The organism is Methylobacterium sp. J-067 (genome assembly GCF_022829465.1).
In the GTDB taxonomy this organism is placed as follows: domain Bacteria; phylum Pseudomonadota; class Alphaproteobacteria; order Rhizobiales; family Beijerinckiaceae; genus Methylobacterium; species Methylobacterium litchii.
Genome location: NZ_JAKSXZ010000016.1, coordinates 1 through 1,818, shown reverse-complemented (window position 1 = coordinate 1,818; position 1,818 = coordinate 1). Strand labels below are relative to the sequence as shown.

Genomic DNA, 1,818 nt, shown 5'->3' with positions numbered 1-1,818 from the left:
GGCCGGGTCATCTGCCTCCCGGTTGGGGAGGACGACGTGCTCGGCTCCGTCCGGACGACGCGAGTAGTTCTAGCGGCGGCTCACCGCAACCACGACACAGCCGACAACCGGGACGTGAACCTCATGGCGGTCTGCCAGCGGTGCCACATGAACCACGACCGGCCGGAGCATAAGCGGCGGCGGTGGCGAACCCTGTTCCGGCGGAAGGCGTCGGGCGATCTGTTCGGCGGGCCATACACGTAGCCGAGGTCAGGGACCGAAGCTTACGAAGCCTCGACAAGGAACGGGCTCACAGACGCGCGATTGCCCTATTACCGCGTGGCGGGCTCCTCCATCCGACCAGCGGACTACAGGAGACACGCCAATGAAGGCACTACTCACCATCGCAGCCGTCCTCGCTCTCAGCAGCCCTGTGATAGCAGCAGAAGGCAGTTCGGGCGGCTCTAGCCGTTCGGGGACCGCGAACAGCACCGGCCCGAATGATGCCGGCGCGGGGTCTTCACCCGGTGCCGCCGGTAGTGGCCCCACGACTGGTGGGATGAGCCGTTCTGGCACCATGAACAGCACCGGGGCGAATGACGCGGGATCAGGATCAAAGCCTGCTGGGACCAGCGGGACCCCTGGAAACCGCTGAACACCTTGATTGGTGAAAAGTCGCTCGCGGGAATTGAAGTCGCGCCGGCCACACGTGAACGGGGAGAACACGGTAGCCGACGCGCTCGTAGGCGGAAGCATGGAAGGTCGCTCGACCGCCGCGAGGTCTGATCAACGCCCATTCCATGGCGATGATCCTTTGAGTCTACCCCCCGATTTAGAAGGGCAGAGCGTCCGGCTTACTTCCCGCTTGGGGCCGCGCCGCTGCCGGTGGCACCGTTCCCCATCCCGCTACCCGCTGCGGCGCCGGGCGTGCTGACCGGAGGTCCACCGCTCGTGCCGGGGGCACCTGTGCGCATGGCGCCGCCGGACTGCTCCTCCATCTTCTGGGACTCGCTCTTCACGCTGCCGGGGCTGTTCATGTTGCCCTCGGCGCTACCGCCACCGGCACGCGTCTGGGCAAAAGCAGCACCGGAGAGGCCAACGGTAAGCGCAGTCGCGAGTGTGAGTGTTCTGATCAGCATGGCGTTTCCTCCGAGGTGAACGTGATGCCACCTCGCAGACCAATATCCTCACAGATCGAATTGTTCAGATGTGATCCGCGAAAGCAGCGGGTTCCGGCTTTTCAGCACCTGTACCCGAAGCCTCAAGGTCGTTAGGCGACATAGCATCGCCATTCGGATCGAAAATTTGAATGTCTTGAACAGCGCCCTGGCGAAAGCGCTTCAGCGTGTCGATAGCAATGCTGACAGTTGGGCACAGATGCGTGACGCTACCGTGCGACGCTTTTCCCTTGACGATGTAGAAGCGTCGTTGCTGCGTCACATGTCGATCCCGGCGGCGCCGAGGATGGCGCCCTGCTTCAGCACGGCAATACGGTGTGCGCGGATCATGTGTTCGAGGGCCTCTAGATCCGACACACCGTTGTCCCGAAATGCTGCCACGCTTGCCGCGAGAGAGGCAACGACGAGATCGTCCATCAGAGTGCTGAGTGCGATCTGATGTCGAAGTCGTACACAGGTACGATCGGCTGAATTATGAGGATCGGTCATCCCTACTGAACGATACTGATCGGGAATGGTTCTCATGGGCCGTGAGCCGGCGCTTGGGGTATCCAGTTCCTCCGCGACGCCGACCCTCACACGATCGCCCAATCGTCCTCAACTACTCCGGCAGCGTTTGCAGAGCGCAAAAAAATGCCCGGCACGAAGGCCGGGCAGTTTA

General features: G+C 62.6%; 2 protein-coding genes and 1 pseudogene. 1 reads left to right on the top strand and 2 read right to left on the bottom strand.

Going from position 1 to position 1,818, the window contains the following annotated elements:
• Positions 1-243: pseudogene (locus MKK52_RS00445) on the top strand (hypothetical protein); the annotation flags it as partial.
• 939 nt (positions 244-1,182) lie between these two features.
• On the opposite strand, the gene MKK52_RS00435 reads toward MKK52_RS00445, so the two are convergent.
• Both MKK52_RS00435 and MKK52_RS00430 read right to left on the bottom strand, forming a co-directional pair.
• On the bottom strand, positions 1,183-1,419 hold the full coding sequence (locus MKK52_RS00435; RefSeq protein ID WP_243951780.1) for a hypothetical protein: 237 nt from the start codon (positions 1,417-1,419) through the stop codon (positions 1,183-1,185).
• The gene (locus tag MKK52_RS00430; RefSeq protein ID WP_243951779.1) at positions 1,416-1,574 is read right to left on the bottom strand and encodes a hypothetical protein; all 159 of its coding nucleotides are present in this window, start codon (positions 1,572-1,574) and stop codon (positions 1,416-1,418) included. The genes MKK52_RS00435 and MKK52_RS00430 overlap by 4 nt, the downstream gene beginning before the upstream one ends.
• Between the last annotated feature and the right edge of the window lie 244 nt (positions 1,575-1,818).

Excerpts from the sequence above, each read along its gene's own strand:
- MKK52_RS00430 (WP_243951779.1), bottom strand. The coding sequence starts at position 1,574 with ATGGACGATCTCGTCGTTGCCTCTCTCGCGGCAAGCGTGGCAGCATTT.